This is a genomic window from Sphingopyxis chilensis (assembly GCF_035930445.1).
GTDB lineage: Bacteria > Pseudomonadota > Alphaproteobacteria > Sphingomonadales > Sphingomonadaceae > Sphingopyxis > Sphingopyxis chilensis.
On record NZ_CP142394.1, the window covers coordinates 3,259,139 to 3,282,594 of the forward strand.

Annotated in this window: 19 protein-coding genes; 7 read left to right on the plus strand and 12 right to left on the minus strand. The window is 66.7% G+C overall.

Annotation, left to right across the window (positions count from 1 at the left end):
* Positions 1-19: 19 nt before the first annotated feature.
* Positions 20-1,693 (plus strand): GMC family oxidoreductase, encoded by a 1,674-nt coding sequence (locus tag VSX79_RS15235; protein WP_326913773.1) that lies wholly within the window; start codon positions 20-22, stop codon positions 1,691-1,693.
* Positions 1,694-1,763: 70 nt separating this feature from the next.
* Here the strand turns inward: VSX79_RS15235 and trxA are convergent, their stop codons facing one another.
* The 8 genes from trxA to ahcY form a co-directional block, all read right to left on the minus strand.
* Positions 1,764-2,084, minus strand: coding sequence for a thioredoxin TrxA (gene trxA, locus VSX79_RS15240; RefSeq protein ID WP_179493952.1), 321 nt, complete (start codon positions 2,082-2,084; stop codon positions 1,764-1,766).
* Positions 2,085-2,117: 33 nt separating this feature from the next.
* Complete coding sequence (gene addA / locus VSX79_RS15245) at positions 2,118-5,657, minus strand: double-strand break repair helicase AddA (RefSeq protein ID WP_326913774.1); 3,540 nt, start codon at positions 5,655-5,657, stop codon at positions 2,118-2,120.
* Complete coding sequence (gene addB, locus VSX79_RS15250; protein ID WP_326913775.1) at positions 5,654-8,674, minus strand: double-strand break repair protein AddB; 3,021 nt, start codon at positions 8,672-8,674, stop codon at positions 5,654-5,656. The genes addA and addB overlap by 4 nt, the downstream gene beginning before the upstream one ends.
* A gap of 54 nt (positions 8,675-8,728) precedes the next feature.
* Positions 8,729-9,448 (minus strand): nucleotidyltransferase family protein, encoded by a 720-nt coding sequence (locus VSX79_RS15255; RefSeq protein ID WP_326913776.1) that lies wholly within the window; start codon positions 9,446-9,448, stop codon positions 8,729-8,731.
* Positions 9,445-10,428, minus strand: a complete 984-nt coding sequence (locus VSX79_RS15260; protein ID WP_179493944.1) for an aminoglycoside phosphotransferase family protein — start codon at positions 10,426-10,428, stop codon at positions 9,445-9,447. Before VSX79_RS15260 ends, VSX79_RS15255 begins: the two co-directional genes overlap by 4 nt.
* Positions 10,425-10,877 carry a tRNA (adenosine(37)-N6)-threonylcarbamoyltransferase complex ATPase subunit type 1 TsaE gene (tsaE, locus tag VSX79_RS15265; RefSeq protein ID WP_179493942.1) on the minus strand — a complete coding sequence of 151 codons (453 nt, stop codon included), beginning with the start codon at positions 10,875-10,877 and terminating at the stop codon, positions 10,425-10,427. The genes VSX79_RS15260 and tsaE overlap by 4 nt, the downstream gene beginning before the upstream one ends.
* The gene (locus VSX79_RS15270) at positions 10,874-13,237 is read right to left on the minus strand and encodes a PAS domain-containing sensor histidine kinase (RefSeq protein WP_326913777.1); all 2,364 of its coding nucleotides are present in this window, start codon (positions 13,235-13,237) and stop codon (positions 10,874-10,876) included. Before VSX79_RS15270 ends, tsaE begins: the two co-directional genes overlap by 4 nt.
* A gap of 204 nt (positions 13,238-13,441) precedes the next feature.
* Complete coding sequence (gene ahcY / locus VSX79_RS15275) at positions 13,442-14,857, minus strand: adenosylhomocysteinase (protein WP_326913778.1); 1,416 nt, start codon at positions 14,855-14,857, stop codon at positions 13,442-13,444.
* Positions 14,858-15,250: 393 nt separating this feature from the next.
* Between ahcY and VSX79_RS15280 the strand changes: the two genes are divergently transcribed.
* Positions 15,251-15,649, plus strand: a complete 399-nt coding sequence (locus VSX79_RS15280; protein ID WP_179493936.1) for a hypothetical protein — start codon at positions 15,251-15,253, stop codon at positions 15,647-15,649.
* Here VSX79_RS15280 and VSX79_RS15285 read toward each other — a convergent pair.
* Positions 15,646-16,209, minus strand: a complete 564-nt coding sequence (locus VSX79_RS15285; RefSeq protein WP_179493934.1) for a YqgE/AlgH family protein — start codon at positions 16,207-16,209, stop codon at positions 15,646-15,648. The two genes, VSX79_RS15280 and VSX79_RS15285, sit on opposite strands and share 4 nt — an antisense overlap.
* Positions 16,210-16,343: 134 nt before the next feature.
* Between VSX79_RS15285 and VSX79_RS15290 the strand changes: the two genes are divergently transcribed.
* The 3 genes from VSX79_RS15290 (at position 16,344) to VSX79_RS15300 (ending at position 19,263) form a co-directional block, all read left to right on the plus strand.
* On the plus strand, positions 16,344-16,826 hold the full coding sequence (locus VSX79_RS15290; protein ID WP_179493932.1) for a peroxiredoxin: 483 nt from the start codon (positions 16,344-16,346) through the stop codon (positions 16,824-16,826).
* A 185-nt stretch (positions 16,827-17,011) separates the two neighbouring features.
* Positions 17,012-18,493: an AMP nucleosidase gene (locus tag VSX79_RS15295; protein ID WP_179493930.1), complete on the plus strand. Its 1,482-nt coding sequence runs from the start codon at positions 17,012-17,014 to the stop codon at positions 18,491-18,493.
* The gene (locus tag VSX79_RS15300) at positions 18,490-19,263 is read left to right on the plus strand and encodes an SDR family NAD(P)-dependent oxidoreductase (RefSeq protein WP_326913779.1); all 774 of its coding nucleotides are present in this window, start codon (positions 18,490-18,492) and stop codon (positions 19,261-19,263) included. Before VSX79_RS15295 ends, VSX79_RS15300 begins: the two co-directional genes overlap by 4 nt.
* A 123-nt stretch (positions 19,264-19,386) precedes the next feature.
* Here the strand turns inward: VSX79_RS15300 and VSX79_RS15305 are convergent, their stop codons facing one another.
* Positions 19,387-20,190 (minus strand): SDR family NAD(P)-dependent oxidoreductase, encoded by an 804-nt coding sequence (locus tag VSX79_RS15305; RefSeq protein WP_326913780.1) that lies wholly within the window; start codon positions 20,188-20,190, stop codon positions 19,387-19,389.
* Between the two features lie 73 nt (positions 20,191-20,263).
* Between VSX79_RS15305 and VSX79_RS15310 the strand changes: the two genes are divergently transcribed.
* Complete coding sequence (locus tag VSX79_RS15310; RefSeq protein WP_326913781.1) at positions 20,264-20,701, plus strand: winged helix-turn-helix transcriptional regulator; 438 nt, start codon at positions 20,264-20,266, stop codon at positions 20,699-20,701.
* On the opposite strand, the gene VSX79_RS15315 is transcribed toward VSX79_RS15310, so the two are convergent.
* Positions 20,702-21,184 (minus strand): SRPBCC family protein, encoded by a 483-nt coding sequence (locus VSX79_RS15315; protein WP_179493921.1) that lies wholly within the window; start codon positions 21,182-21,184, stop codon positions 20,702-20,704.
* A gap of 48 nt (positions 21,185-21,232) precedes the next feature.
* On the opposite strand from VSX79_RS15315, the gene VSX79_RS15320 reads away from it, so the two are divergent.
* Positions 21,233-21,559 carry an ArsR/SmtB family transcription factor gene (locus VSX79_RS15320; RefSeq protein ID WP_326913782.1) on the plus strand — a complete coding sequence of 109 codons (327 nt, stop codon included), beginning with the start codon at positions 21,233-21,235 and terminating at the stop codon, positions 21,557-21,559.
* Between the two features lie 55 nt (positions 21,560-21,614).
* Here VSX79_RS15320 and VSX79_RS15325 read toward each other — a convergent pair whose 3' ends face one another.
* Positions 21,615-23,456: a M2 family metallopeptidase gene (locus VSX79_RS15325; protein WP_179493917.1), complete on the minus strand. Its 1,842-nt coding sequence runs from the start codon at positions 23,454-23,456 to the stop codon at positions 21,615-21,617.

The following is a 23,456-nucleotide window of genomic DNA, read 5'->3' on the forward strand; positions in this document are numbered from 1 at the left end:
CGATATTCGAGGATAAGATATGACCGACCAGTTCGATGCAATCGTCATCGGTTCCGGAGTGAGCGGCGGATGGGCCGCGAAGGAATTGACCGAGAAGGGCCTGAAGGTGCTGATGCTCGACCGCGGGGTGATGGTCGAGCATGGCGATTATGATTATGACGGCAAGCCGGCCTATGAGGTCCCGGCGCGCGACATGATGCCCAAGGCGCTGATGGACAGCGACTATTTTATCGCCAAGCATGGCTATGTCTCTCCGTCGAACCGGAAATTCTACAACAACGACCGGGTCAATCCCTATGCCTATGGCGAGGGCGAGAAATTCTACTGGATCCGGCCCGGCGCGGTCGGCGGCAAGTCGCTGATCTGGGGGCGCTGGAGCTTCCGCTGGAGCCCTGAGGATTTCGAGGCGAACAAGCGCGAGGATGTCGGGATCGACTGGCCGATCCGCTATGACGACCTCGCGCCCTGGTACGATTATGTCGAAAATTATATCGGCGTGTCGGGATCGCGCGAAAATCTGCCGCAGCTACCCGACAGCGCCTTTCAACCGCCGATCCAGATGAACGTCGCCGAAAAATGGGTGAAGGAACGGCTCGAGGCGACGTCGCCGGGGCGCAAGCTGATCAACACCCGCCTGTCGAACATGACCGAGGACAAGGAGGACCAGGGGCGCAGCAAATGCCAGTTCCGCAACCAGTGCGGGCGCGGCTGCTCCTTCGGCGCCTATTTCTCGACGCAGGCGGTCACCCTGCCCGCAGCGCGCGCGACCGGGCGGCTGACGCTGCGCTCCGACGCCGTCGTCTCCAACCTCGAATATGATCCGAAGACGAAGAAAGTCACCGGGGTGCGCGTGGTCGATGCGAAGACCAGGCAGGCGGAAGTGATACCGGCGCGCCTCGTCTTCCTCTGCGCCTCGGCGATGGCTTCGACCCAGATCTTGATGAACTCGCGCATTCCGGGAACGGCCAAGAGCCATTTCGACGCGAGCGGGACTTTGGGCCGCTATGTGATGGACCATATCTTTCGCGTCGGCATCTCGGGCGACATTCCGGGCATGACCGATTATATCGAATATGGCCGCCGCCCCGGCGGCGTCTATGTCCCGCGCTTCCGCAACGTCGGCGGCGAGGAAGGGATCGGCTTCAAGCGCGGCTATGGCTATCAGGGCAGCGCGCGGCGCGATCCGTTGCCGCCCAAGGGCTTCGGCGCGTCGATGAAGCACGGCATGCGCGGTTATGGCCCCTGGAAATTCGGCATGGGCGCGTTCGGCGAATGCCTGCCCTACGAGGATAATCGCGTCAGCCTGCACGCCGACAAGGTCGATCGCTTCGGCATCCCGCTGATGCGCTTCGACGTCACCTTCCGCGAGAATGAGATCCGCATGATGGACGACGCGCGCAGCGAAGGCGAGGCTATGCTGCGCCGGGCCGGCCTCACCAACGTCACCAGCGGACGCAGCGAGCATGTGCCCGGCGACGCCATCCATGAAATGGGCGGCGCGCGCATGGCGGCCGACCCGCGCCGGTCGGTCCTCAACAAATGGGGCCAGGCGCATGATGCCGCCAATCTGTTCGTCACCGACGGCGCGCAGATGGCCTCGATCTCGTGCGTAAACCCGTCGCTCACCTTCATGGCGCTGACCGCGCGCGCCGCCGATTACGCCGTGAAGCAGTTCGAGGCGGGCGCGATCTAGCAATCCTTCCTGTCCCGATCATCATCCCGGCGCAGGCCGCGATGACAATTCAGGAAAGAAGGATCAGCCCTTAAAGCGCGCCTTCGAGCCAGCCCTTGAGTGCGCTCTTCGGCGCCGCGCCGACCTTGGTGTCGGCGATCTCGCCGTTTTTGAACAGGATCATCGTCGGGATACCGCGCACGCCATATTTGCTCGGCGCGTCGGGATGGTCGTCGATGTTGAGCTTGGCGATCACCACCTTGCCGGCCAGTTCGTCCGAAATTTCCTCGAGTGCCGGGCCGATCATCTTGCACGGGCCACACCATTCGGCCCAGAAATCAACGAGCACGGGGGTGTCGCTGTCGATGACGTCGGCCTGAAAGCTCGCGTCGGTAATCGCTTTGGTACCCATAGTCAGAACTCCTGAAACTCTGTTGTCCTCAAGCTAAGGCGTCGGCGCGTCGGGCTCAAGGGCTGAACCCGGCAAATTCGCCTTGGTTGCGCGCAAGCCCGGCTTGTGCGCGTCGAGCAAGGCGTCGGAAAGGCGGATCAGCTGCGGCGCCGCGGTATAAAGCAAGGCCGCCTCGATGCGGCGCCGCGGAAATATCGCCGCCAGCGCATCGCGATAGGCGGCCATCTGCCGCAGATAGGCAGGCGCGACGTCGGCAGCGCTGGCCGGCACATGGCGCCCGGTCTTGTAATCGACCACCGTCACCGCGTCATCGGTGACGAGCAGCCTATCGACGATCCCCGCGACGACGACGCCATCGACGACGGCCGATAGCGGCACTTCGGCAAGGCTCCCCGGTCCGAACAGCGCCGCGTGCGCCGGATCGTCGAGCACCGCAAGCACCTCGTCGACCGCCGCCGCGCGCGCGGCATCGTCGAGCGGCGCCGCCTGCCCTTTCAGCCAACGCCCGGCCGCGATACGCCGCCGCGCGGACGCCACCGGCGGCAGCCGTTCGAACAGCGCATGGAGTAACAGCCCGCGCTCGACCGCCGCCGCGCGATCGCCCCCCTGCGGCGGAGAGGCGACATCGTCTTCGCCCAGCGCCGACGGCGCGAGCGGGCGCGGCGGGCGCGCTTCCTCGGGGGCGGGTTTCGTCGCCCAGTGCGGCACCGCGACCGGTGCCGGTGCCTGCCGTGCCTTGTCCTTCGGCAGACGCGCCCATTTCTTCGGCTGCACCGCGTGGACGCGCTTGCGGCCCCAGCGCGGCCCCGCATCCTGCCAGTCGGCGCCCATATCGGCCATCACCGCTTCGACCGCGCTGTGCCAATTATGCTCGGGCAGGCTGCGATCGGCGGTCTTGGTGATGCCGGTCACGACCAGCAATTCCTCGGCGCGCGTCATCGCGACATAGAGTAGTCGCCAATGCTCCTGCCGCTCGGCCGCGTCCTTGTCGTCATAGGCCTTGGCGATAGCGCCGTGGCGTTCCTCCTTGCCGAGCGCGAACACCGGCAATTTCTCCCACTCCCCCATCGACAGGTCGAAGCTCAGCCGCCGTGGCCGCGGATCGTCGGTGGCGTCGGCGAGGATGACGATCGGCGCCTGCAGCCCCTTCGACCCGTGCACCGTCATCACCCGCACGACATCGCTGCGCGCCTCGCTCTGGCGCTTGATATCGGCCGTGCTGGCGGCGATGTGCGCCAGGAAGCCGAGCAGCGAGGGCGCCTCCTGCCGTTCGAAGGCGAGCGCCTGTCCGAGCAGTTCATCGATCGGATCGCGTGCCTCGCGCCCCAGCCGGCGATAGAGCTTGCGGCGCCCGTCGAGCGGCCCCGACAGCAAGGCGTCGAGGAAGCGAAAGGGCGTAGTGAAGTCGGCCATCCCGAGCCATCCGCGCAGCGCTGCCATCGTTTCGGGCGGGGCTTCGCCTTCGCGGGCGCGCAATTCTTCCCACAGGGCGCGGCCCTTCCGGCGATGGGCGAAACGGAACAGATCGTCCTGCGTCCAGCCGAGCAGCGGCGAGACGAGCAAGTTCGCAAGGTTAAGGTCGTCGAGCGGCTGGACTGCAAAGCGCATCGCCGCGAGCAGGTCCTGCACCGCGAGCGATTGGGTCAGCGAAAAGCGGTCGACCCCCGCGACCGGCACGTGCCGCGATTGCAGCCGCGCGACGATCCGTGCCGCAAGATCACGGCGGCGGCGGACGAGGATCAATATATCGCCCGGCGCGACGCTCCGGCCGTCCTTGCCATGCTCGATCCAGTCCTGGACCTCGTCGGCGATCGCGCGCGACAGGCGCAGGCTGGCGGGATCGCTCGCCGCCACCAAAGAGTCGCCGGGTCCTGCGCCGTCTTCGCCTTCGTCGCCATCGCCGTCACTCTCGCCATCGCCCGCACCGGCATCGATCGCCTTGCCGACCGGCAATGGCTCCCACAATTCGACGCGGCCCGCGCGATCCTGGTTGAAGTCGGCGGGAATGTGCGGGGGTTCGTCGCTCGCCAGCCCCATCAATTCGGGCGCACCCGCCGCGATCCAGGCATCGACGACGTCGAGGACCGCGGGGCTCGATCGGTAATTGGTGTCGAGGTCGACATCCTCGAACGGCCTGCCGCCCGCGATGGCCCGCTCGCCAAAGCGGAACCGCGCCGCCTCGAACGCCGCGGGTTCGGTGCCCTGAAAGCCGAAGATCGCCTGCTTGCGGTCGCCGACGGAAAACATCGTACGCACCCGATCGTCCTTGGCGCCGAGCCCCGCGAAAAATTCCGCCGCCAGCGACAGGATGATCGCCCACTGCCGGGCATTGGTGTCCTGCGCCTCGTCGACCAATATATGGTCGGTGCGCTGGTCGAGCTTGAAGCGCACCCACTCGCCGAAATCGCCGATGGCGAGCAGGTGGCCGGCGATGCTGATCAGATCGTCGAAATCGGCATAGCCTTTCTCGCGCTTGGCGAGCGCATAGGCTTCGGCGAAGCGGCTGCCCAGATCCCAAGCCGCCGCCAGATCGTCGGCAACCTGCATCGCGGTGGCGGTCGCCAGCAACTCGTCCGTCGCGGCAACGATGCGTTCGGCGGCGCTCAGGCAACCGCGCATGCCGCCCTTGTCCTTCACATAATCGGCGCGCATGTCGCCGGTCCCGGTCAGGAAGCAGCCGCGCAAAGCGGCCAGCATCGCGGCGCGGCCGCCCGCATCGGCGCGCGACCAGTCGTCCATGATCGCCGCGCGCGCCTCGCCCGTTTTCGTCCCCCAATCGCGCCCGCTGAGGGCGACCGCGGCAATGTCACCATCGGCGATCGCGCCGCCCGCCAGCGCCGCCGCCTGCCATTTCACCGGATCGCCATGCGGCAGGCCAAGCTCGGTCCGCAAATCATGCGCCTTGGGCGCCAGGCGCGGGCTATTCGCCGCGGTGAAACAGCTCGCGCAGCGGGCGAGGAAGGCGATAGCGGCATCCTGACCCAGCCGCCGCGACAGCATCGCGGCGATGCCGCGCATCAGATCGCCGTCGGCGCCCGGCTGCGCCAGCAACTTGCCCAGAACTTCGCGCTGCAACGCCCCCGCCTCGCCATCCTCGAGCGCGCGAAACCCCGGCAGTATCCGGGCCTCGAGCGGGAAACTCGCGAGCAGGGTCTGGCAAAAGCTGTGGATCGTCTGGACGCGAACGGCGCCCCCGGGGCTGTCGATCACCGTCGCGAACAGGGATCGCGCGCGCTGCATCAGCGCCGGGACGCCGCGATCATAGCCGATCAGGTCGAGGTCGAGCCCCAATGCCTGAAGCTCGGCGCGCAGGTCGCCATCGTCCATCCGCACCCACATCGCCAGCCGCTCGTGAATGCGGTGCGCCATTTCGGCAGCGCCCGCCTTGGTAAAGGTGATGCACAGGATCGCCTCGGGCGACACGCCCTCCAGCATCAGGCGCAGCACGCGGGCCGACAGCACCTGCGTCTTGCCCGTTCCCGCCGACGCGCCCAGCCAGACATGGTCGCCCGGCCGCGCCGCCGCGCGCTGTCCCGGATCGAGCATTTTCAATAGCTTGTCGGGGTCGATCATATCGGCCGCTCCTCGTCCGCGCGATCGTCGGCGTCACCGCGCCCGAACCATTCGTCGCGGCGCATCAACTGGTCGAAATCGGCATAACGCTTGGCGCTGTCCCCGGGTGCGAAAGACCCGTCACCTAGCAAATAAGCGGCGGTGAGTTCGGCGAAGGCGTCATAGGCGCGGGCGACTGCATCCTCGGCTGTTTTGAGTTTGCGACGCCCCCCGTGCGTTGGCGCAACACTGCCGTTGGTGCCCTTGGCGCGGTCCGCCTTAAGGCTCCAATATTCGAGGGAATTGATCGACCCCGCAGAAACGCCCTCGACCTCCCCCATTTCGGCGAGCAAGCCGAGCAGGCCAAGCTGGTTATCGAGCCCGTCGAACGCTGCGCTGCCGCTCGGAGCCGCCCCGGTCTTGTAATCGACGACCGCGAGGCTGCCGTCCTTCAATCTATCAATGCGGTCCGCCTTTCCGGTCAGGCGGATACCCTCCATCTCGTGCACCCCGGTCGCCTCGGTAGCAATCGGCTCACGCCCCTCCACCCTCTCTGCCCAGACGCGCTCCGCCGCCCAGCGCAGCGACGGCTCGATCCTCGGCAACCAAAAAGCACGCGCAAGCGAATCGAGCGCCGGGTCGGATCGCAGCGCCGCCAGCTCGGCGTCGAACGCGGCTTCGGTCAGCCCCGCCGTCTGCCAGTCCTGTAGGAATTTATGGACGCGGATACCGAACCATTTCGCATCGGGACCGCTGCTCAAGGGGTCAAGTTCACTCAGCCGCAAAATCTTGGCCGCATAAAAGGCAAAGGGATCGCGCGCGAGCTGATCGACCCCGGTGACGCTGATCCGGGTCGGCCGCGCGGCGAGCGGCGGCGCCGGGCGCGGCCTGTCGGCCGGTTCGCTTGCGCCCGGCGGCACGTCGAGCGCGGCTGCGAGCGCGGTGACGCTCGCGCCGTCCAGCCGTGCCTCGGGCAATTCCCCCGCGAGCGCGGCGAGCCGCAGCCAGAAGCGCGACGCCACCGCCGGGTCGCCGCCGCTGCGCATTGCGCGCGTCACCACCACTTCGCGCGCCGCGAAGGCGCCCGCGAAATCATGCGCCGCCGCGCCCTGCTGGCGCTCGGGCGCCGCCAGCCCGAGCATCCGGCGGATGCCGGGCGCGAGCCATGGATCGGGGCTTTGCTGCTGCGGCCAGCGCCCTTCGTCGAGCCCGCCGAGGATCATCACATCGGCGCGCTGCAACCGCGCTTCGAGCAGGCCCCAGATGAACAGGCGGGGGTGGCCGCCATAGGGTGGCCGGACACTCTCGCCCGACAGCAGGTCGGCGAGCATCGCGGGGAAGTCGGCAGGCGCGACGAGCGCCGGGCCGGCGCCCCTCGCCAGCGTCCAGCGGTCGAACAATTCGGACAGCGCGCGCCCGGCATGCCCGGTCCACACGGCGTCACCGGTCAACCAGCCAAGCGCCGCCTGCAACGCATCGAGCAGCACCGTGGGCGGTGCGGGAACGCCGGCTGTGAAGGGCGCGAGCGCCGCGCTGAGTCCCGTCGCAACATCCGCCCACCAATCGGCGATGGCTTGCGCCTCAGCATAGCCGCGCGCTTTGGGATCGGCGGCACGCTCGGCAATCCGCGCCGTCACGCCGCCCCAGCCCGGAACCAGACCGGGCCCGCGCAGCACGAGGTCGAGCCGCCGCACCTGGTCGAGCCAACCGAGCCGCGCTTCGCCCGCGCGCACCAGCGGATGCCCGAGAAGCGCGATCAATCGCACCGGATCGAACGCCGCCGCGAATTCCGTCAGCGCGAGCAGCAGCGCACCCGGCGGCGCCTGGCCCAGCGGCTGCCCCGCGCTGTCGTCGACCGAAATGTCCCAGCGCGCAAGCGCCGCCGCGACGCGGGTCGCGAGCGCGCGGTCGGGGGTGACCAGCGCCGCGGTGCGCGTCGGCGTTTCGAGCGCATGGCGCATCATCAGCGCGATCCCCTGCGCCTCCTGCCCGTCGTCGGCGAACACCGCCGCTCTGACCCCGGCGATGCCGGGGCTCAGGTCGCCGGCTTGCTGCCAGCGCGCCGTGAAGGCGGAGGGCGCGAAGAGCAGCGAGGTGAAGGGCGAGCGCGCGTCGGGGCCGTCGAACGGCGACGCGGCGTCCCATGATTGCACCTCGTCGCGCGACACGCCCATGCGGCCGAGCAGCAATTTCAGATGATATTGCGGATGCGTTTCGAGCGGGCGCTCTCCGGGCTTATCGGGGTCGGCTTTCACCGGCCCCAATGCCTCCCACTCTTCGCCAGCCATGCCAAGGTCAAGCCCCGGCAGCACCACTATGCCGCCCGTCAGGTCGGCGACGGTGCGCAGCAGCCGCGCGATTGCGGGCGCGGCGGTGGTCACACCCGCCGCGACGACGAAACGCGCGGGCGGCGCCACCCGCCACCCTTTGCTCACCCGATCGAGCAGCCGGTTGCGGCGGTCGGCGCGGTCGATATGCCCCGTCGCCGCGAGCATCACCGGCCATTGGTCGACGAGCAGCGACAGCCGCCGCCACGACGCCTGCCAATGCCCGGCGAGATCGCCGAGCGCGTTTTCGATATCGGCGAGCCGCGCGGGAGCGACCTCCTCATAATGCAGCTGGTCGATCACCCGCCCCAGCCCCTCAGCGAGCTGGAACGCCGCGGCGCCGGTGATCGGCTCCTCGCCCGCGGGATTATATCTCTCGATCAGCGCCGCCAGCATCAGCCGGCGCCTCAGCGCATCGATCGCGGGCGGAATCGCATCGCTCTCGTCGATCGGGTCGAGCGCGAGCGCGACGCTTTCGTCGAGGTCGGCGTCGCCGATCACGACGAGCCGCGGCATCAACAGCCCCGTGCCGCCCGCGCGCACAAACGCCGCCTGTACCGCACTCCGCGCACGGTTGCTCGGCAGCACGATCAAGCCTTGCGCAAGCCCCAGCGCGCCGTCGGCATAGCGGTCGATCAGCCCCGCCGCGAGCGCATCGGCAAAGGCCCGCTGGACGGGGATGGAAAAGACGGTGGGTTTGGCGTCAGCCATCGGATTCAAACTGCGTCATTGCGAGCGCAGCGAAGCAATGACGAAATAAGGCGGTCAAACCTCACTCAACGCCGCTTCGGTCGGCGCGATGCTCGCCGGGCTGCCGACGTCGAACCACTGCCCCATATGCGACAACCCATAAAGTCGCCCCGCCGCGATTGCGCGGTCCCATAATATATTCGTCGAAAACGCCCCATCGGGCGCGTCGGCGAGCAGGCGCGGCGAGATGAGCTGGATGCCGGTGTAGACAAAGGGCGCGATCCGCCCCGGTTTGCGGCGCGACAGCTTGCCGTCGCCGTCCATATGGAAATCGCCGCGTCCGCCATGCCCCGTCGCACTCGCCTGCCGGATCACGAGCAGCAACGCGTCCATCCGCTCGCCGTCCCAGTGGCGCGCGAGGTGACGGATGCTGTCCTGCGGCCCGTCGGTCCAGATATTGTCGCTGTTGACGATCAGGATCGGGTCGCCGGTAAGCTGCGGCAGCGCCTTGACCATGCCGCCACCGGTTTCGAGAAGCAGGTCGCGCTCGTCCGAAATGGCGATGCTGAAGCTGCGCTTCTGCGCCGCCAGATGCGCTTCGAGCGCGTCGGCGAGATAATGGACGTTGACGACGACATGCTCGACGCCCGCCGCCTCGATCCGGTCGAGGCTATGGTCGATCAGCGCCTTGCCCGCGACGCGGACGAGCGGCTTGGGGCGCGTCGCGGTCAGCGGGCGCATCCGCTTGCCGAGCCCCGCGGCCATCACCATCGCGCTTTCGATCTTCACCGTCACGTCGCCATCGCCTTCCATATCGCCGCGCGTTTCGAAGCGGGAACATTGGCGTCGAACCATTGCCGAACCGGGACAAGCGCCGGATGCGCGAGATCGCGTTCGAGCAGCCCCCACATGCGCGGCTGGAAACTCTTGTAATGCGGCTTGTCGTCGCGTTTCCACAGCCGGACGAAAACGCCCAGGATGCGCGTGTTGCGCTGCGCGGCGAGCGCCCAATAGGCGCGCTCGATGTCGCGCCCCGTCACCGCCTGGTAGCGCGCGAGCATCGCCGCCTCGACCGGCGGGCTTACATCGCGCCGCGCATCTTCGAGCACCGAAGCGAGATCATAGGCCGGGTGGCCGACGAGCGCGTCCTGGAAATCGAGCAAGCCGTAATGCGCGATCCCCTGCTGTCCTTCGACCAGCATGATATTCTCGGCATGAAAATCGCGCAGCACGGTGACGCGCGGCAGGCCGTCCTGCTCGACCGGCGTCAGCACCTCGGCCCACGCCGCGCGAAACGCATCGCGGTCGGCCGGAATATCGAACGCCGGGCAATACCAGTCGGTGAACAGCATGACCTCGTCGAGCCACTGCTCGATCCCGTGTACGGGCAACCCCTCCATCGGCGGCCGCGCGTGAAGGTGGACGAGCAGGTCGGTCACCCCCGCATAATATCCGGCCTCCTTGTTGAGCTGTTCGTCGACCGTTTCGCGCAGACGCACGTCGCCGAAATCCTCGATCAGCAGCAGGCCCCGCTCCAGATCGCGCGCGAGGATCGTCGGCGCGTTGAGCCCCTGTTCGCAGAGGAATTCCGCAACCGCGATGAAGGGGCGCGGGTCTTCGTGCGGCGGCGGCGCGTCCATCAGCACCGCCTGCCGGCCCTGATCGACGACCCGGAAATAGCGGCGGAAGGAGGCGTCCCCCGCGAGCGGCAATATCTGGGCATCGCCCCAGCCATGCGCGGCGAGAAAGGCGGGCGCATGAGCGGGCGGAATCATCGGAGCGGCCATCTTGCTCCCCAAGCCGCCGGCACATCGGCTGTCAAGACGCGCGCGTCGCCCTCGCCCGAAATCCGGAGGTTCAGCGCCCCCGGCCAGCTTTCGCTCCCCAGCCGCTCGGGCCATTCGATCAGCAACGCCCCGTCGTAGAGATAGTCGTCGAGCCCCAGTTCGATCAGCTCGTCCGCGCCCTCGATCCGGTACAGGTCGACATGCGCGATGGGCAAGTCCACTTCGGGCGGTGCATAGGGCTGGACGATCGCAAAGGTCGGGCTCGGCGCCTCGCCCGCCAGCCCGCGCGCCTTCAGCATCGCGCGCGCCAGCGTCGTCTTGCCCGCGCCAAGGTCCCCCGACAGCAGCACGACGTCGCCCGCCGTCAGCGCCGCCCCGATCGTGGCGCCGATGCGCTCGGCTTCGTCGAGGTCGTAGCGCAAGGAAAACCCTGTCATGCGCCGCGCGGCAGGCTGATCCGCACGAGCGTGCCCTGCCCCTCTTCGCTCACCACTTCCATCGTCCCGCCGTGCGCCGCGACGAGCTGGCGCGCAAGCGCCAGGCCGATGCCGCCAGTCGCGGTGCCCGCGCGCTGCCCCTTGGCGACCGCCGCCGCGGCTTCGGGCATCCCCGGACCATTGTCGGACACGATGATGTCGACGCCGCGCGCGTCGCCGTCGGCGTGGAGCAGCACGCGCGCGCCCGATTTGCGCGACGGCGCGGTAAAGCGCACCGCATTGTCGAGCAGCCCCGCGACGAGCCGCGACAGCCGCGGCGCGTCGCCTTCGATCGTGCCAAGGTCCGCCGAGATATTGCCGACCAGCTCGACCTTCTCGCTATCGGCAAAGCCCTTCGCGTCGGCGAGCGCGTCCTCAAGCAGCACGCGGATATCGACCGGCGCGCGCTCGATCGCGAGCGTCCCCGCCTCGCCCTGCGCGAGGTCGAGCACATTGTCGATCTGGCGGCCGAGCACACCGACCGAATCCATGATCGCATCGATATAGGCACGCTGCTGGTCGCCGAGCTTGCCGGCATAGCCCGCCTGGAGCATCTCACCGAAGCCGCCGATCGAGGTGAGCGGCGTGCGCAGTTCATAGCTCATGCGCGACAGGAAGGCGGTCTTGGCCTTGTCGGCCGCCTCGAGCGCTTCGTTGCGTTCGCGCAGCGCGCCTTCCATCTTCCGGCTCGCGGTGATGTCGAGCATGATGAGCAGCGCATTGCCGTCGGGCAAGGGGATCGACGCGAAGTCGAAATGACGCCCGTCGGCGAAGCGGACCTCGCCGACGCGCTGTTGCCGCTCCAATGTTGCCGCGCGGATAACCTCCTGCACGATGCTGATCTGGTTCGGTTTCGCGAGCCGGTCGGCAAGCCCGCTCATCAGCGCGTCGACGCGCGGATGTGCCGCGAGCGTCGGCTCGTCGATTCCCCATAGGCGGCGGAAACGCTGGTTCCACAAATGCAGCCGCCCGTCGGGCGCGAAGACCGCGACCGCCTCGAACAGATTGTCGAAGGTCGCGGTGCGCACGCGCAGCAACGTGTCGCGCGCACCCGCCAGCTGCACCTGCTCGGTCTTGTCCTCGGCGATCAGCAGCAGCCCGCCGTCGGGGGTCGGCTGGGCAACGACGTGAAGATGCGTGCCGTCGCGCAGCAGCCAGTCCTCCTCGCTCGCCTCGGGCTGCGCGAACCAGTCGACATGCGCCTGCCGCCATTCGGGATAGTTGCGCACCTCGGGCGTCCGCCCCAGTTCGCGCCAGGCGTCGAGCAGGCGCGCGAAGGGCAGTGCCTCGGCGACGTCGTCGGCCTCGATCCCGAACAGGCGGCGGAACGGCAGGTTGGCAAAATTGAGGCCCTGGTCGGGTCCGAATTGCGCGACCGCGGCCGACAACCGGTCGAGCAGCTCGCGCTGTGTATCGACGAAGCGGCGGTGCGCGCCGCGCTCGGTTTCGAGTTCCTGGATGTCGATCGCATAGCCCGCAACGCCGATCACCCGCCCACCCTCGGGCGCCAGCGGCACGTCGACGACGCGCATGATCCGCCGCTCGCCCTCGATCGTCACCGGGATCGTGCGCATCTGCGCGGACCCGGCGGCGCGCGCGGCGTCGGCGGCGTCGGCGGCGCTCACCCCCGCGACGATTTCGCACAGCTCGATGCCGCCGTCGATCACTGCCGCGGCGCCCTTGGCCTCGACCGCGCGCACATAAGCGCCGTTGACGAGTGCAAGCGACAGGTCGGTGTCGCGGAACCACATCGGGAAGGGCGCGGCCTCGATCAGCCCCGACAGCGCCTCGAACGCCGCCATCGCCTCGTCGCGCTCTTGCCGCGCGTGGGCGAGCGCCTGCTGCCCGTCGGTCGCGTCGCTCAGCCACAGCAGCACGCTGCCCGCCCCGCCGACCGCCTGCGGCGCGGCGGCGCCATGGACGATGATCGTGCGCTGGCTGCCGTCGGGCTTCAGGCTCAACACAAAGGGTTTCGCGCCGCGCTGCGCGCCGATGATCGCCTGGCGCAGCGCGTCGTGCGCCTGCGCGTCGAGCCCGCTGCCGAGCCCGCGCAATTCGTCGAAATTGCGTGGCCCGCGTTCGAGGCCCAGCCAGCGGCCGAGCCGCTCGCTCGCCTCGATCCGCCAGTCGGCGCGGACGATCACGGGAAGCTGCGGCGACGCGTCGACGAGGCTCGCGAGTCGTTCGGCCTGCCCGGCGACGAACGCCGATCGCCGCTGCATCGCGATGCCGCGCAGCGTCGCCCACAATCCGGCGAGCAACCACAGCGCCGCGAACAGGCCGAGCGCGAACAGCAAGGTCGGGGAAAGCGTGCCGCTCATCCCGCCTCAAGTCCTCGTTTGTCCGGATGTCCCGCGCGCATGATCGCCTGCCCTAAAGGCGATGGAGTCATGTTTCAATCGCATGTCAGCGCGGATCGGCGCGCCGCATCATCCGATGGGCGCGCCGTCCACAGTTTTCGTTCGAAGACCGAAGTCCCCGTCCACCATCGACATCCCGGCAAAGGCCGGGATGTCGGAATGGGATCAATAGCGATAATGGTCGGGCTTGAACGGTCCCTCGACCGGCACGCCGATATAATCCGCCTGCTTCTGGCTGAGCTGGCTCAGCTTCACGCCGAGCTTTTCGAGGTGCAGCGCCGCGACCTTTTCGTCGAGATGCTTGGGCAGGACGTAAACGTCGTTCTGATACTGCTCGCTGCGCGTCCACAGCTCGATCTGCGCCAGCGTCTGGTTGGTGAAGCTCGCCGACATCACGAACGACGGGTGGCCCGTGGCGTTGCCGAGGTTTACCAGGCGGCCCTTCGACAGGATGATGATCTGCTTGCCGTCGGGGAATTCGACCAGGTCGACCTGCGGCTTGACTTCGGTCCACTTGTAATTGGCGAGTGCCGCGATCTGGATCTCGCTGTCGAAGTGGCCGATGTTGCAGACGATCGCCATATTCTTCATCGCCGCCATATGTTCGGCGGTGATGACGTCGGCGTTGCCGGTCGCGGTGACGAAGATGTCCGAGCGCTTGACGGCCTCGTCCATCGTAACGACCTCGAAGCCCTCCATCGCTGCCTGCAATGCACAGATCGGGTCGATTTCGGTGACGAGAACGCGCGCGCCGCCGTTGCGGAGCGACTGCGCCGAGCCCTTGCCGACATCGCCGAAGCCGGCGACGGTCGCGACCTTGCCCGCGAGCATCACGTCGGTGCCGCGACGGATCGCGTCGACCAGCGATTCCTTGCAGCCATAAAGATTGTCGAACTTCGACTTGGTGACGCTGTCGTTGACGTTGATCGCGGGGAAGGGCAGCTCGCCCTTCTTCGCGATGTGGTACAGGCGGTGGACGCCGGTCGTCGTTTCTTCCGACACGCCCTTGATCGCCTTGACCGTCTTGGTCAGGTAGCCGGGGTTGGCCGCAACGAACGCCTTCAGCGCGCGCTGCATCTCGATCTCTTCCTCATTCTCCGGCGCGGGCATCGTCTCGCCGGCTTCGAGCTTCGCGCCCCACAGCGCGAACATCGTCGCGTCGCCGCCATCGTCGAGGATCAGGTTGCACGTCGTGCCATCTTCCACACCCCAGTCGAAAATGCGGCCGACATAGTCCCAATAATCGGCCAGGCTCTCGCCCTTCACCGCGAACACCGGCACGCCCGTCGCGGCGATCGCGGCGGCGGCATGGTCCTGCGTCGAGAAGATGTTGCACGTCGCCCAGCGCACTTCGGCGCCAAGCGCGGTCAGCGTCTCGATCAGCACCGCGGTCTGGATCGTCATGTGCAGCGAGCCGGTGATGCGCGCGCCCTTCAGCGGCTGCGCGGCACCATATTCGGCGCGCAGCGCCATCAGGCCCGGCATTTCGGTCTCGGCGATGTTGATTTCCTTGCGCCCGAAATCGGCGAGACCGATGTCGGCAACGACATAATCGCGGGTGTCGGCGGCGAGAGTGGCCACGGCGAATTCTCCATATTGGCATATCGACCGCAGGCGAGCGGCCACGAAATTTTCTTGCGCGCCCTAGCCGAAACGGCGCGCCCGATCAAATATAAACTTTTCTTTATATCACATCCGCAGCACGCCTCATCGGCTTGCGCGAACATGCGAATCGGCGGCGCAAAAACGCACCGGCCGCAAAAATAAATTTTGCGTGCGTCAATTGTGACAATCGGGCGGACCCAATTGTGACACGGAGTCGCAAAAGCCAAGATTCTGAAAAACCGGACTTATAATGCGGCTTGCGAGAAGCATAATTCGACTTTGTGACATCAGTGTTACAAAGTCCCGAAAATATTGACAATTTTCCGGATGCGCGAGAAAATCAATTCAAGTTTTCGGGGAGATACAAGGATGAAAAAATTTCTGCTGCCGCTCGTTGCCCTCGCCTTCGCGAGCCCCGCTGCGGCGCAATCGATCGTCGTCGTCACCGCGCCCCAGGCCGATTCGGATGTACTGCCGGTTGCCTTCGCCGAGCTCAAGGCCGGCGAGAATGAGGCCGCGGTCGACAAGCTGACCGGCGAAACGACGCTCGACGCCCGCGACCCGTCGCGACTGATCAATCTCGGCACCGCTTATGCTCGTCTGGGCCGCACCACCGACGCCGCGGCGGCCTACGATGCCGCGATCGCCAGCCCGATCCGCTACGATCTCGAGCTCGCCAGCGGTCGCTATATGGACTCGCGCTGGGCCGCGCGCACCGCGCTCGCAAACCTCAATCAGGGCAAGCCGCTTCTCGCGCTCGCGCGCTAGGCTTCCCCGCCTTCGGTCGTCAACAGGCGGGCGTCCACTCCCGCTTCGGCAAACGCCGCCTGCCATCGTTCGGCGGGCGGCGTTTCGAACAACAGGCCGTCGCTGCCGGGGGTGACGTGCCAACCATGGCGCACCAGCTCGCCCTCGAGCTGCCCCGGCGACCATCCCGCATAGCCGAGCGCCACCAGCCAGCGCGACGGGCCACGCCCTTCACCGATCGCACGCAATATGTCGTGCGAACTCGATACCATCCAGCGATCGCCGACCTGCACCGCCTCCTGCCCGCCCCAGTCGCGGCTGTGAAGGACGAAGCCGCGCGACGGTTCGACGGGCCCGCCGAGGAAGACCGGCTGGTCGAGCGGCTCTTCATGGTCGATCTCGAGCTGGTCGAGCACCGCGCCGACGGTCATGCCGTTGATCGGCTCGCCGACGCCGATCCCCATCGCGCCGTCCTCGTCATGGCTGATCATCGCGATCACCGAATGCTCGAAACGGGGATCGCCGATCCCCGGCAGCGCCAGCAACAGCTGGCCGGTGAACCAGGTGGGGTCTGTGTCCATGGGCGTTACCATGCTCCCTTGCGGCGATGCGGTCCAGCTTTTCGATCAAATCGCCGGCCGCGCTTGACTTGGTGACGGGCGCACCCGATGTCACCGCCACCAAAACTCCCCGTCAAAGCGAAAGGATGCCGACCATGACGATCCAGACCGGAGACAAGCTCCCCGACGCGACCTTCGTAAAGGTCACCGAAAACGGCCCCGAACAGGTCAACACCGCCGATTATTTCAAGGGCCGCAAGGTCGCGCTCTTCTCGGTGCCCGGCGCTTTCACGCCCACCTGCTCGGCCAAGCACCTGCCCGGCTTCGTCGACAAGGCCGATGAATTGAAAGCGAAAGGCGTCGACGAAATCGTCTGCACAGCGGTCAACGACGCCTTTGTCATGGGCGCGTGGAGCAAGAGCGCCGATGCCGGCAACAGCGTCACGATGCTCGCCGACGGTAATGGCGATTTCGCCGAAGCCGTGGGCCTGACCATGGACGGCAAGGCGTTCGGCATGGGCCAGCGCGGTCAGCGCTTCTCGATGATCGTCAACGACGGCGTCGTCGAACAGCTCAACGTCGAAGCCCCCGGCGAATTCAAGGTGTCGAGCGCCGACCATATGCTGGAGCAGCTCTGAAGATCGGGAGGGGTGGCGCGATGGCGCGCTGCCCCTCCACTCTTCGTCCCCGCGACTTGGTCCGGGGCCCGTTCAGCCAGCCTCGATCGATAGATCCCGGATCAAGTCCGGGATGACGAGCGGGAGAGGCCGCGACGGCGTCCACCCCCTTCCCTTTTGTCACAATTTCGTGCAACAGCGACGCGATGACATCCAGCTCATCGCAAGAAACCACCGATCCCACCGCCCTCGTCGAAGGGATCATCGCCGAGCTTCAGGACAAGTTCCGCACCTCGGTTTCCAATCTCAAATCCGCCATCGCCGCCTATGTCCGCGACCGCACGCTGCCGCCGGCCAACGCCGCGGCGAAGGGCCTGTTCGACTATCCGGCGATCCGCCTGACTACCACCGGCGAACAGCGCGAAGGGCAGAAGGGCCATAATCTCTCCTTCGGCCGCTTCGAACGCGCGGGCGTCTTCGAAACCACGGTCACGCGCCCCGACCTTTTCGCCGACTATCTGCGCGACCAGCTCATGCTCCTCGCGCGCCACTACGACATCACGCTCGAGGTGACGCGCACGGGACAGCAGATCCCCTTCCCCTATGTGCTCGACGCCAGCGACGGCTCGGACATGGGCGGGGTCACCCCGCTCGAACTCGCGCGCCATTTCCCGACCACCGAGCTCGCCGACATCGGCGACGAACTCGCCGACGGCCTGTTCGGCGCCGACCCCACGGCGTCGCAGCCGCTCGCGCTGTTCGATGCGCTCCGCACCGATTTCAGCCTCGCGCGCCTCCGCCACTACACCGGCACCGCGCCCGAGCATTTTCAGCGCTATATCCTGTTCACCAACTATCACCGTTATGTCGACGAATTCGTCGCCTGGGCGGGATCGCAGGTCGGGCAGGGCCGCTACACCGCGCTCGCGGGCGCGGCGGGCCTTTATGTCGACCAGCCGGGCGTCAACGCCAGCGCGCTTGTCGCCGACAGCGCGTGGCGGCGGCACCAGATGCCCGCCTATCATTTGATCGCGGAGGGCGGCGGCGGCATCACGCTCGTCAACATCGGCGTCGGCCCGTCGAACGCCAAGACGATCTGCGACCATCTGGCGGTGCTGCGGCCCGAGGCCTGGCTGATGATCGGCCACTGCGGCGGGTTGCGCCCGAGCCAGCGCATCGGCGACTATGTGCTCGCGCACGCATATCTCCGCGACGACCATATCCTCGACGCGGTCCTGCCGGTTGAAATTCCGATCCCGCCGATCGCCGAAGTGCAGGTCGCGCTGGCGACCGCCGCCGAATCGGTTTCGGGCACCAGCGGCGCCGACCTCAAGAAGCGCATGCGTACCGGCACCGTCGTCACCACCGACGACCGAAATTGGGAACTGCGCTACACCGACAGCGCGCTGCGCTTCTCGCAATCGCGCGCGATCGGCATCGATATGGAATCGGCGACGATCGCCGCGCAGGGTTATCGCTTCCGCGTCCCCTATGGCACCCTGCTCTGCGTCAGCGACAAGCCGCTCCACGGCGAACTCAAGCTGCCCGGACAGGCGAACCGCTTCTATGAAGAAGCGATCGCCGCGCATCTCCAGATCGGCATTCGCGCGTGCGAGACGATGCGCGACGAAGGCGCCAAGCTCCACAGCCGCAAATTGCGCGCGTTCAACGAACCGCCGTTCAGGTGACACGCGCGCCCGATCGCTCGCGCTCGGTCGCCGGCCGCGTCGCGATCGTCACAGGCGCAGCGAGCGGCATGGGCCGCGCGACCGCGCTGCTCCTTGCGAGCGAAGGCGCGAAGGTCGCGGTCACCGATCTCGACCTCGCCGCCTGCGAAGCGGTTGTGGCCGAAGCCGGCGCGGGCGCCCAGGCCTTCGCGCTCGACGTCACCGACGGCGACGCGATCAAGCGCGTCGTCGCCGATATCGCGGCAAGCTTCGGCGGCATCGACATCCTGATCAACAATGCCGGAGTCTCGAGCTTTTGCCCGCTCGATGCCGAGGACGAATATGAAGCGATCTGGCACCGCGCGATCGCCGTGATGCTGACCGCGCATCAGCGCATGGTCCGCGCCGCGCTGCCCTGGCTTCGCCAGAGCGACGCCGCGCGCATCGTCAACATCGCCTCGACCGAAGGCCTTGGGGCGACGCCGGGCGATACGCCTTATGTCGCCGCCAAGTCGGGCGTGGTCGGACTGACGCGCGGCCTCGCGGTCGATTTCGGCAAAGCGGGGATCACGGTCAACTGCATCTGCCCCGGCCCGATCCGCACCGGCATGACCGACAAGGTGCCCGATGAAGACAAAGCCGTCTTCGCGCGGCGCCGCACCGCACTCCGTCGCTATGGCGAGCCCGAGGAAGTCGCGCATGTGACGCTGAGTCTCGTGTTGCCGGCGGCGAGCTATATCACCGGAGCCGTGATCCCGGTCGATGGCGGGCTGATGGCGCGGAATGCGTGAATGGCGGGCTTGAGGTGGTGAGCTGCCGGTCGTGCACCCCGGCGAAAGCCGGGGCCCAGTGCGGAAATATGCCAGGTTAGCGTAAGCTTTCTGGCCCCCGCCTTTCGCCGGGGCACATGACGGTCAAACGGCTTCGCTGGCCCGATAACGACCGGCCACATCGCGCCGCGACAACCCCGGTCCCATCGCGAGCCGCGCCGCCTGATAATCCCTCCACTGGCTTTCGTCGGCGAGCGGCGGGATCGTCACCTCCTCGCCGCGGTCGAGCCCGAGCAGGGCCGCGTCGACAAGGTCGCCCGCGTCCATCACCATCTCGGCGGGGAAGGCGTCGATGTCCTTGCCCGAACGTTCCCAGATTTCGGTACGCGTCGCGCCGGGCAGCACCGCCTGTACGACAACGCCCTGTTCGCGGACGCTGTTCGCGATCGCGAGGCTGAGGTTCAGCAGGAATGCCTTCGATCCGCTGTACACGCCTTCGTACATCTCGGGAGCAAGCGCGAGGACCGAGGCGATATTGACGATCGCGCCCTTGCCGCGCGCGCCGAACGCCTTGCCCGCGGCGATCGCGAGCCGCGCCGCGGCGGTGATGTTGAGCGCGATGATGCGCTCGATGTCGGCGGCGCTATTCTCCAGCGTGCCGCCGTTCAGCGACATGCCGGCATTATTGACGAACAATGTGATGCTCGCGTCGTCCGCCAACCGCTGTTCGATGCGGCTAACGTCGTCGCTATTGGTCAGATCGGCGGCGATCACATCGACCGTCACGCCGGCATCGGCGCGCAGCTTCGCGGCGAGTTCCTCCATCTGCGCACCGTTGCGTGCGACGAGGATCAGGTCGTGGCCGCGCTTGGCGAGGCGGTCGGCATAGACGGCGCCAAGGCCGGTCGAAGCGCCGGTGATGAGGGCCGTTCCAGTGGGGATAGTCATCTTACATGCTCCTTGCAGGCGGCCCGGGAACGGGTCACTTGCAAAATGATAGTTACTACCTCATATGACTTCAATGACCGACGAAAAAGAAATCTTGGGCACCTGCCCCGTCGACCGCGGGCTGATGCGCGTCGGCGACCGCTGGAGCATGCTGATTTTGCGCGATATCGAGCGCGGACTGACGCGTTACGAGCAGCTCCGCACCAGCCTGAGCATCGCGCCGAATATATTGTCGCGGCGCCTAGCCGCGCTCGCCGATGCGGGCCTGATCGAGAAAAGCCGCTACAGCCAGCGCCCGCCGCGCGACGAATATCTGCTCACCGACGCGGGGCGCGATTTCCTGCCGATCCTGCTGGCGATCGGCGCATGGGGGCGCAAATATAATGGCGCGGGCGCGCTCAGCCGCCACCTCGACGCCGCGACGGGCAAGGTGGTTCGGCCGGTGGTGGTCGATGCCAACACCGGCGCCCCGATCGGTTCGCGCCCGCTGCGTTTCGAACTGCCGGAGTAGCTACTTGTACATGCCCTCGCGCAGGTTGATCCCATACTCGGTCCACGCCTTCAGCGCGCAGAGCATCTGCGACCAGCCCTGGCAATTGCCGTAGGAGGCACTGAGCGCGCCCTGATTCTCGCGCCAGCCTTCCTCGGCGATCTCGATCAGCGTGCGACCGTCGTCCAATCCCTTGAAAGTCATCGTCACGCGCGTGCGATAGTCGGCATCCTTCGGCTCGCTGCCCTCGACATTATGTGCCTCACCCTCGCTTGCCTGCCATTCGAGCACGATCTTCTCGTCCGCGACGACCTCGATCACATAGACGGGGAAGGCGCCTGGGAAATCGTGGAAATCCCACTCGACCGTTGCGCCAGTCTCGAGCCGCCCCTTGGCGCCACCCGTCGTGAAGTAATTCGACAGTTTCGCGGGGTCGGCGACCGCCTCGAAAACCTCATGCACCGGCTTCGCGATCCGCGCCGCGACCCTGAATTTCAGTTCCATATCCACTCTCCGCTTGAGTCGCCTTTCATTATGTTATATTTCTATAACATGTCAATTCACGACCAGTTCGACACAACCTTCAAGGCGCTCGCCTCGCCCGTCCGGCGTCAGATTCTCGACGATCTGAAGGACCAGCCGCTGACCACGGGTGCGCTGTGCCGCCATTTCGCCGACATCGACCGCTGCACGGTGATGCAGCATCTGAAAGTGCTGGAGGAGGCCGGCCTCGTCATCGCCGAACGCCGCGGCCGCGAGCGCTGGAACCATCTCAACGCGATGCCGATCCAGGACATCCACGACCGCTGGATCGGCCCGCACGCCGCGGCGGCGACGGCGCAGCTCGCGCGCTTCAAACAGTCGGTCGAGGCACAATGAAAAAGACCGGGGCGTCGCCACCCCGGCCTTTCTGCTTTCTGCTGCTACGCCCGGCTTACCAGCCCTGCGGCTTGCCCTTGTTCTGCGCGTCGAGCCACGTCTTCAGCGGCGCGAAATAATCGGCCATTGCCTTGCCCGACATCTCGCGGCTGCCGGTGAAGGCCTGCAGCGCGTCGGGCCAAGGCTTCGACGCGCCCATTTCGAGCATCGCATTGAGCTTCGCGCCGACCTCCTTGTTGCCATAGAAGGAACAGCGGTGGAGCGGCCCCTTCCACCCGGCCTGCTTGCACGCCGCCTGATAGAATTGGAACTGCAGAACGCGCGCGAGGAAATAGCGCGTGTAGGGCGTGTTGCCGGGGATGTGGAACTTCGCGCCCGCGTCGAACGCGTTCGCGGGTCGCTCGCCCGGCGGGACGATGCCCTGATATTGGGTCCGCATTTCGGTCCATTTTTTGTTGTAATCGACGGGCTGGATCGAACCGTCGAAGACGCCCCAGCGCCAGCGATCGATGAGCAGGCCGAAGGGCAGGAAGGCGACCTTGTCCATCGCCTGCCGCAAGAGCAGCCCGATGTCCTTGTCGGCGCTCGGCACCTTCGCCTTGTCGAGCAGGCCGATGTCGACGAGATATTGCGGGGTGATCGACAGCGCGACGAAATCGCCGATCGCCTCGTGGAAGCCGTCGTTCGCGCCGTTGAGATAGAGGAACGGTTGCTTGTTATAGGCGCGCTGGTAATAATTGTGGCCGAGCTCGTGGTGGATCGTGATGAAATCGTCGGCGTTCACCTTGATGCACATCTTGATGCGGATATCGTCCTTGTTATCGATATCCCATGCCGAGGCGTGGCAGACGACTTCGCGGTCGGCGGGTTTCAGGAACTGGCTGCGCTTCCAGAAGGTGTCGGGCAGCGGCGCCATGCCCAGCGACGAATAGAAATTCTCGCCCGCCTTGACCATGTCGAGCGGGGCCTTGCCCTGCGCGGTGAGCAGGTCGCCGATGTCATAGCCGAGGTCGCCGGTCCCTGCGGGCGCGACGAGCGGGTAGATATTGCCCCATTCCTGCGCCCACATATTGCCGAGCAGGTCGGCGCGGATCGGGCCGGTCTTGGGCTGCACCGCATCGCCATATTTTTCGTTGAGTTTCCAGCGGACATAGGTGTGGAGCGCCACATAGAGCGGCTTCATGTCCTGCCAGATCTTTTCGGTCAGCTTGGCGAATTCCTCGGGCGGCATGTCGTAACCCGAGCGCCACATCGCGCCGGTGTCGGCGAAGCCCAGCTCCTTCGCGCCTTCGTTCGCGATGCCGACCATCTTGGCATAGTCGTCCTTCATCGGCGCGCCGACCTTGTCGTGCCAGCTCGTCCACATTTCGGCGAACTGCGCGGGCGTATTCTGAAGGTTGCCCATCTCGGCCTCGATGTCCGATCCCGAGATTTCCTTGCCGTTCAGCGTGCCCCGGCCTTTGCCGTATTGCGACTGCAGGTCGGTCGCGATCGTGTTGAGCTCGGTCGCGGCGCCCGGCGTCGTCGGTGCGGGCAACACGATGCCGGTGCGCAAAATGTCGAGCTTGCGCTTGGTGTCGGCGCTGAGCCCCGCGACGTCCTTATATTTCGCGGCTTCGAGCGCATATTTGACCGACTTTTCGGTGCCGACCGCGTTGATCCGCGCGGCCATCGCGTCGGTATCCTCGGTAATATAGGTCGAATTGACCCAGTTCACCTGGCTTGCCTCGACCGTATAGTCGAACAGGTCCTTCTCGACCCCGGCGATGAACGCATCGGCGTCGGCGGCAGTGGGGGGGGCGGCAGTGGGGGCGGCGGCCGGGGCGGTTTGCGCAAAGGCGGGGGTCGCCACCGCGAGCGACAGGGCAAGCGACAGCGTCGAAATCATGGCTTTCAT